Origin of the sequence: Clostridium tarantellae, assembly GCF_009295725.1 — a bacterium.
GTDB classification, from domain to species: Bacteria; Bacillota; Clostridia; order Clostridiales; family Clostridiaceae; genus Sarcina; species Sarcina tarantellae.
Window position 1 is genome coordinate 1 of sequence record NZ_WHJC01000139.1, and the last position, 9037, is coordinate 9037.

General features: G+C 23.8%; 3 protein-coding genes. All 3 read right to left on the reverse strand.

Annotated features, from left to right (window positions below):
* Positions 1 to 2799 (reverse strand): putative mucin/carbohydrate-binding domain-containing protein (locus GBZ86_RS09710; RefSeq protein WP_152890155.1); only part of this gene is annotated, 2799 nt, incomplete at its 3' end.
* A gap of 275 nt (positions 2800 to 3074) precedes the next feature.
* Positions 3075 to 7682: an immunoglobulin-like domain-containing protein gene (locus GBZ86_RS09715; protein WP_152890157.1), complete on the reverse strand. Its 4608-nt coding sequence runs from the start codon at positions 7680 to 7682 to the stop codon at positions 3075 to 3077.
* Between the two features lie 136 nt (positions 7683 to 7818).
* Complete coding sequence (locus GBZ86_RS09720; protein WP_327444834.1) at positions 7819 to 8967, reverse strand: amidase domain-containing protein; 1149 nt, start codon at positions 8965 to 8967, stop codon at positions 7819 to 7821.
* Positions 8968 to 9037: the final 70 nt, after the last annotated feature.

Genomic DNA, 9037 nt, shown 5'->3' on the forward strand with positions numbered 1-9037 from the left:
ATCTATTATAGTCTTATAATCATGAATAGCTTCATTTTTTTGATTTTCTACATTAATTTTTTTTGTTACTTCATCAAAGCCTATATTAAATTTTTTTTCGCTATTATAACCTAAAATATTTATTTTATTCTTTTCAAGTTTAGGTACTTCAATTACTTTAATTTTTCTATTAACTCTATTTTCTTTTCCTAAGCTATTAGAAACAATATATTCTACAACATATTCACCTACAGTATTTATATCTAAATTATTATTTCTAACAGTTATCTTCTCGCTAATATTTCCTTCTCTTTCATCACTGGCAGTAACTCCTTCTATTAAATTAATTTGCTGCCCTTTTCTAATTGTTATTTCTTCTGCCCCACTTATAGCTGGAACTCCTATTTGTACTTCTTTCAACCCATCTTTAGTTATTTCTAAAACTAAATCATTTCTACTAACACCAGTATTTTCATTTGAATAATCTTTTGTTGCATCTATAACTTCCCCTTTAATATGAAGTTTATTAGGTTCCGCATGCCATAATTTTATTAAATCTCCATATTCATATTGAAATCCATTTATTTCATTTATTTTATCTGAATTTCCTCTATCTTTTCCACTTATAGTCACTGATTTTTTTTCTTTACCCATTTTATTAAAAATGCTTATATTAAAATAATTATTAAAAAGATTATGTATTTCATCTGATTTTTGATCATATACTTTTATAGTTTTATTTATATCCTCAAAACCAATTTTAAACTTATCCCTTTCACCCCAATTACCAAAACCATCAACTCTTATAAAATTTTCTTCTATTTTATTTGGTTCTATAATGGTAATTTTTCTTAATTTTTCTGTAGTTCTTCCCCATGAATCTGAAACACTATATTTTATTATATATTCTCCAGGTGTTTCTAAATCAAACTCTCCTTCTATATTTAACTTTTTTGTAATATCGCCTTCAACTTCATCTATTGCTCTAATAACTTCTTTATTTTTTAAATTTATTTGGAAAAGTTTATTAGCTAAATTTTCATGGGATTCTTTAGTTAAAATAATATCTTCAATACCTTGTATAATCGGTGCTTCATTATATATAGCTTCCAATCCATTTTGTGTTATTTTAAATACTGTATTATTTAAATTTTCTTCATCATTAACTCCATCTGCATAATCTTCTTTTGAATTTATTATTTCACCATCAATGGTTAATCTTCCTTTTTCTCTATGATATAAAATTAAAACATCTCCATATTCATAACTTAAATCCTTTAACACATTCAATTTATCAGAAGTTCCAAAATCTCCTCCTATTAATTTTACATAAGCTTTTTCATTATTATTTTTATCTAAAATCTTTATAGAAAAATAATCTTTATCTATTACAGTCTCATAATCATGAATAGCTTCATTTTTTTGATTTTCTACCTTAATTTTTTTTGTTCTTTCATCAAACCCTATATTAAATTTTTTTTCGCTATTATAGCCTAAAATATTTATATTATTTTTTTCTAATTTAGATATTACTCTTACAGTTGTTAAATGACTACCTTCTTTTCCCCAACTATCTATTGCTTTAAATTCTATTTTACATGTAGCTGGAACAGATGTATTTATTGTTTTTTTCTGTAAAATTTTTTCTGAATCAATAGTATTAATAAAATTCCAGTCCTTTAGATAAAACTTTATTGTTGATGATATATCACCATCTAAATCATCTGAAGCAACATATCTTTTCTTTAATTCTTCTAAACTTAAACTATCTCCAATATTTAAATCTATATAATCTGGTCCCATTACTACAGGTGCATTATTATTAACTTCTTTTAATCCATTTTCATTAATTTGAAATCCTAAATTGTTAAGCTTATAATCACTTAATGATTCATTTCTATAAAAATTGTAATTTTTAGTAGCATCAATTACATGCCCTTTAATAATTTGATGATTAAAATCCTTATGCCATATTTTTATAACATCTCCATATTCATATTTAAAATTATGTAATCCATTTAATTTATCACTCTGACCAGTATCATATCCATTTAATTCAGCTTTAAAAACTTCTCCTACATTTTTTCTAAATATTTGTATTGTACAATAATTACCATAACCTATACTTTTATAACTATACCAATTTGCTCTATTAGTTAATTTAATTTTATTTTCTCTTCTATCAAAGTTAATTATAAATTCATTATATTTTTTCCACCAATCTCCCTTAATGCAAATCACAGTATTATCTAAATTTTTACTAGTAGGTATGACTTTTAACCCTTCTTTTGTAATCTTAAACCTAACAAGATCATTGATTGGTAATTTTACATTATATTTATCAAAAACATCTATAATATTACCATCTATACTTTGTTTAAAAAGCATTGACTCCTTATGCCATAACTCTATATAATCTCCATATTCATACTTAAATCCATTTAAATCATTTAATTTTTCAGAATTTGCATAATCTATTCCTTTTAATTCTATATATTTTTTTTCATTACCTACTGAATCAAATATTCTAATACTCCAAAACTTATTATCTCCAAAATCTTTGTGCAACATATTAGAAGTTTGATCATATACTTTAAATTCCTTTTTTGTATCATTAAACCCTATTTTAAAATCAACTTTTTTTTCTATATATCCACAAATATTTATAATATTATTTTCAATATTAGATTTTTCTTTCTGTGTTTGTATATTAATATTTTTAACTGCTTTTTCTGTAGCATTAACTAAAACTCCTAAATTACTTACTGAGTTTATTAAAGATGCTGCCACTACTAATGCTATTATTTTTTTACTTTTCATACTACCACACTCCTTTATTTATAAGAAATGCTAATTATCAAATAATATTTAACAAATTTATTTAATAATGTATTTTTTATAATATATTTTTCTGCATTTAAGCACTATTAATTACCTTTAGTATTATAAAAATAGAAAAAATTTATTATGTTTTTACTCTCCTAATTAGGCTTATTATCCCAAAAATAATAGTGATATTAATTAAATTTATCTTTAAATTTTTATTTTTAAAAATAAATTTTTAATACCACTACTTTTTTAAAATTTAATATATATTATTCTTCAAATTCATCCTTTTCTCTTTTTCTTCTTTTAAATAAAACTATAAATAATGAAAGCAATACTACTCCTATTACACTCAGTAATTTATATTTATATTTTGACAATAAAATAATAAATTCATTCTTAGTATTCTTTATATGATTTTTATCTTTCTCCATATTTTTAACAGTTATAACTCGTGTTGCCTCTACAGTATTTCCATCATTATCAGTTACTGAATACTTTACTGTATATTCACCTTCTTTTTGCTTAACTTCTCCATTTATTTTTATATTATTTATTAAATTATTATCTTTATTATCTTTTATATTAATGCCTGTAATTGGATTAAATTGCTTATATGTATTTATCATAACATTTTCTATACCTTTTATTATAGGTGCCTCTTCATTAGTAATGGTTATAGTCCTATTTACTCTATTTTCATCTCCTTCTTTATTTTTAATAATATATATTAAGTTATATACACCTGGCTTATTTGTATCTACCACTCCTTCAACTTTAACATTATTTTCAATATCTAAAGCTTCTTTTTTATCACTATATCCTAACTGAATTCCTTTCATAGGATCAAAAGCTTCTCCAACCTTTATTTTTACATTTTCTACTCCTATTAAATTAGCTTCCCCTTGTTCTTTAACTGTTACTTTTCTTGTTATACTTTTTTTATCTCCTTTTTTATCAGTTATAGAATAAATTATATTGTATGTTCCTTCTTCATATTTATTTATTTCTCCTATAACTTCTATACTGTTTTTATCATAATATTCTTCTATACCTATTAAAGGATCAAATTCTTCACCTTTTTTTATAACTATATCATTTAAAAATTCTTTCCCTTTATCTCTTTCTTCTTCTACACTTATAATTCTGCTTACAATCTGTTCATTACCTTCTTTATCAGTTACTGAGTAAACTAATTTATATTCTCCTTTAGTATTAATATCTACATCTCCTATTACTACTATTGAATCTGTTAAATCATTTCCTTTCTTATCTCTCGCTAATATACCGTCATTATAAGTAAAATCTTCTCCTAGTTTTAATGAAATATTTTCTACTCCTATTATTATTGGCGTAGAATCCTTTTGTACTGTTACTGTTCTTGTAATGCTTCTTTTATTGCCTTCATTATCAGCTACTGAGTAAATTATATGGTATACTCCACTTATTTCAGTATCCACAGTACCATTAATAATAACACGCTTTGTTATATCATTTCCTTTTATATCTTTTGCTACAACGCCTTCCATTAAATTTAACTTTTCCCCTTGTTTTACTATCACATTATTAATTTCATTAAAATTTGGTCTTTCATCTGATTTTACTTTTATTTGCCTAATTAATTTTTTTTCATTTCCATCACTATCTATTACTTTGTAATTTAATTGATAATCTCCAGGTATATCAATATTTACATTACCTTCTACAAGTATTAAATTAGTCAAATCTCCATCTTCTTTATCAACTGCAGTTACCCCTTCAAACTTATTAAATTCTTTTTTATATTTTATTTCTATATTATCCACACCACTTAATTCTGGAACACTATTGCTTTTAACTGTAACTCTTCTTGTTACAATACTTTCATTGCTATCTTTATCTATTATAGAATATATTAAATCATAAATTCCCTCTTTAGAAGTATCCACTTTTCCATTAACTTTAACTCCACTAGTTAAAATTCCATCCTCCTTATCCATTGCCACTATGCCAAGCATAGGTTCAAAGCTATCTCCAACCTTTATTGTTGTATTTTCATTTCCAATTATTTGTGGTTTATCATTACTTCTAACTAAGACTTTTCTTGATTCTATTGCTTTATTGCCATCACTATCCTTCACTGAATAAATTAAATCATATTCTCCCACACTTTCATTTTGAACTTCTCCTAATACTTTAATAGAACTTATTAAATCACCATCTTCTTTATCACTAGCACTTACTCCCTCTAAAACATCAAATTTTTCTCCTACCTTTATAGTGATATTATTTGTTCCTGTTATTATAGGTTCATAATTACTTCTTATAGTTACTTCCCTTGTTATACTTGTTTTATTTCCATCAGCATCTGTTACTGAATAAACTAAAGGATATACTCCTATTTCTTCATTTTTAACATCTCCACTAATTTCTAGTTTTGAAGTTAAATCACCATCTTCTGTATCATTAGCTGTTATTCCTAATTTATTATCAAAAGTATCTCCAACTTTTATAATAATATCATTTATACCTGTTATTACTGGTTTATTATTACTTCGTACTGTTATAATTCTTTCAACATCACGTTTATTACCATCTTTATCTGTTATTGAATAAACCAATCTATATATTCCTGGCTTATTTAAATTCACCATTCCATTAACTTTTATTAAAGAAATTAAATCACCATCTTCTTTATCATTAGCTGTTATTCCTAATTTATTGTCAAAAAAATCTCCAACTTTTATTGTACTATCTTCTACGCCTAATATAGTAGGTCTTTCATTACTTCTTACTGTTACAGTTCTATCAACACTAGTTTCTTTTCCTTCCTTGTCTTTTACATTATAAGTTAACTTATATGTACCAACTAAATTATTATCAACATCTCCTGTTACTGTAGGTATTAAATCACTATCTTTATCATCATTAACTGTTATATTACTTAAAGGATTAAATATATCTCCAACTTTTATAGTAATATCATCTACACCTAATATTACTGGTTTTTCATTATAAAAAGCTTGTAATCCATTACTGGTAATCTTAAATTTTGTATTATTTAAAATATTTTTATTTATACCTTTAGAATAATCACTCTTACTATCTATAATATTTCCTTCAATATTTATATTATTTCCTTCAGTTGTCTCCCATTGTAAAAACTCTATGCTATCGCCATATTGAAAGTTAAAATTTTGTAAACTATCTAATTTATTAATAGATGATTTATCTTCTCCTAAAATATCTATTGATAACTTTTCTCTTTCTGTTGAATCATATATTTTTATTTTAATAAAATCCCTTACATTTTTATTTAATTTAAAATATTCATTACTTTTTGTTAAATTTATAGTCTTTGAATCAATATTAAATTTAATGGATAAAAGGGGATTATTTTTATCATTTTTAATATTTATTATATTTTTTTCTAAATTAGTTAAATCTCTAACAGTAACTTTTCTTTTACCTGTAGTTATACTTCCAAATCTATCTTTAGTTGTGTAAATTAATTCATATACTCCTGGATTATTTTTGTCTATATTTCCATTAACTGTTACAGTTAAAGCTTTATCCATATCATCAACTACTGAAACTCCATTTAAAGGATCAAAATCTTCACCAATTTTCAATGTGATATTTTCTATTCCTTTTATTATTGGAGCTTCATTGTAAATAGCCTTTAATCCATCTTTGGTTATTTCAAATCTTACATTATCCGAAGGTTCTATTCTGTTCTCATAAGGATGTTTTGCATTTATAATCTTTCCATCTATTCTTTCTTTTGAAGGTTCTTTATGCCATAACTCTATAAGATCACCATATTCATACTTGAAATTTTTTAAAGCATCTAATTTGTCAGAATTAGCAGTATCTATCCCCTTTAATTTTAATGAAAATTTTTCTTCTCCATTAAAATTTAATATTCTAATACTCCAAAAATCTATATCTCCAAATCCTCTATGTAAAACATTTGGGGTTTGATCAAATACTATAAACTCTTTTTTAGAATCATCAAAACCTATTTTAAAATCTGCATCTCTCCAAAATATACCAGAAGTGTTTATAATATTGTCTTCAATCTTAGCTTTTTCCATTATATTTATTTTTCTATTTATTTCTGAAGTCTTTCCAAAGCCATCAGTAATAGTGTATTTTACTGTATATTCACCTACTGTATTCTTATCTACATTTCCTTCTATTAAAACTCTACTTGTTATATCATTATTAAAAAAATCCTTTGCAGTAATTCCTTCTTTTAAATTAATATCAGTTCCTTCTTTTATCTCTATATTATTTGCACCCTCTATAATTGGATTCTGTGGATATATTACTTTTAACCCCTTTTCTGTTATTTGAAAAAAAACATTTTCTATATTTTTACGATCTTTTATATATCTTGAATAATCCTCTTTTGCATCTATAATGTTCCCATAAATTTTCATCCTACCATTAACTTCCATGTGATAGAGTTTTATAACATCCCCATAATCATATTTAAAACCTTTTAGTGTATTTAACTTATCTGTTGTACCAAAATCTCCTCCTATTAAATCTATTGATAATTTTTCTATACCATTTTTACTAAATACTTTAATAGAAAAATATTTCTTATTAATTACTGTATGATAATCATGAATAACTTTATTTTGTTGATTATATACTTTAAACTCTTTTTTATCAGTGTCAAAACCTATACTAAATTTTTTTTCACTTGAAAATCCTAAAATATCTATTATATTATCTTTTATTTTTAACTCTTCTTGTTGTAATATTTTATTTTTAAAAACTTCTTTATTGTTTGTAATTATATTTTCTTTTTCTAAAGCATATATGTTACCTTTTGAAATAGCTAATATAGAACTTAATATTATAGATATTAATTTTTTATTTTTCATTTGTATTTACTCCCTTTAAAAGAAAAATAAACCATTCTAGTATAAAATAATTTATTAAAAAATATTCTAATTTAACTCTAATTAAAAATATACAAAATATTTATTTACTAAAATTCTTAATTAAATAAAAACTCATTTAATAATGTACATGAATTAAATGAAATATTATATTGTTATTACTCCATCCTAAATCATAAGGTACTAAATATCTATCAGTATTATGGCAAGTAACTAAAGGATATCCCTTAGAATCCAAGCCTGTTACTGTAGAAATATGTACTACTCTTCCTTTCTTTTCATAAGCAACAAAATCTCCTGGTCTCATATTATAAGCTGATTTATAAACTTTTTGATATGAACCCTTTGTTATATACGATGCTCTTCCGCTTCCTACCATATAATTTTTAAACCCTTGAGCATTAACCCATGCCTTACTACCATTTCCATTGTAATAATTCCAAGCATCATTTTTTTTAAAACCAGCTCCTTCATGAAGAATTTGAGATGCAAAATTAGCACAATCTCCTCCTTGAGGGTTAAAGTCAGTGTATTTTTCATTGTATTTAAATTCAAATTCTTCATCAGCTGCTGCACCACAATATCTATGAGCATAATCCATAGCTTTTTTAGTTTTTTCACTCATTATATATTTGGGATATTCTTTTTTAATAATATATTCCTTCATTTCATTAGATTTTATATTATTTAAATCTAATGAATCAGCAAAAGGATCTGTATACCATTCTTTAGTAATAATATATCTATCTCCATTTTCTTTTAAATTTAAATAATGATGAGTTCCTAACCTAAATATATTTTTCTTTTCTTGTTCATTCAAATAACTATATGTAAATTCTGTAGAAACAGTACATATTACTCCGTATAACCCTTTTTCTTTTTCTTTTACTTTTTTTAATTTTACTTTAGATTTTATATCACTAAAATTTACTCCTTGTTTTTCAGACCAATTAGTTAAATATTTTATTTTTTTTATTTCACTTTCATAAGCCCATAAACTTACCTTTATATTTAAATCATAAAATTTCTTTAATGCTTCAGCATCTTTAACTAACACAGATTTATTTCTTCGATCAAATAAATCTGTAATAAGAGTATTAAACTTATCATAAAGTTCTTCATCTTTACTTGCTATATTATTAAAAACTGAAATTTCTTTTTCAGAAGTGAATGTATTATATTGTCTATAAGGATAAAGTTTTAAAAATGATATTATAAAAATTCCTATTAATAATATAATAATTATGTTTTTTCTTTTGTTTTTCACCTTATTGCCACTCCTTTATATTAAATAAAATTAATAACAAGATTTTTAAATAGTTTTTGCTTATTTTTAA

Coding starts and splice junctions, on each gene's coding strand:
- GBZ86_RS09715 (WP_152890157.1), bottom strand. CDS start 7,682: ATGAAAAATAAAAAATTAATATCTATAATATTAAGTTCTATATTAGCT.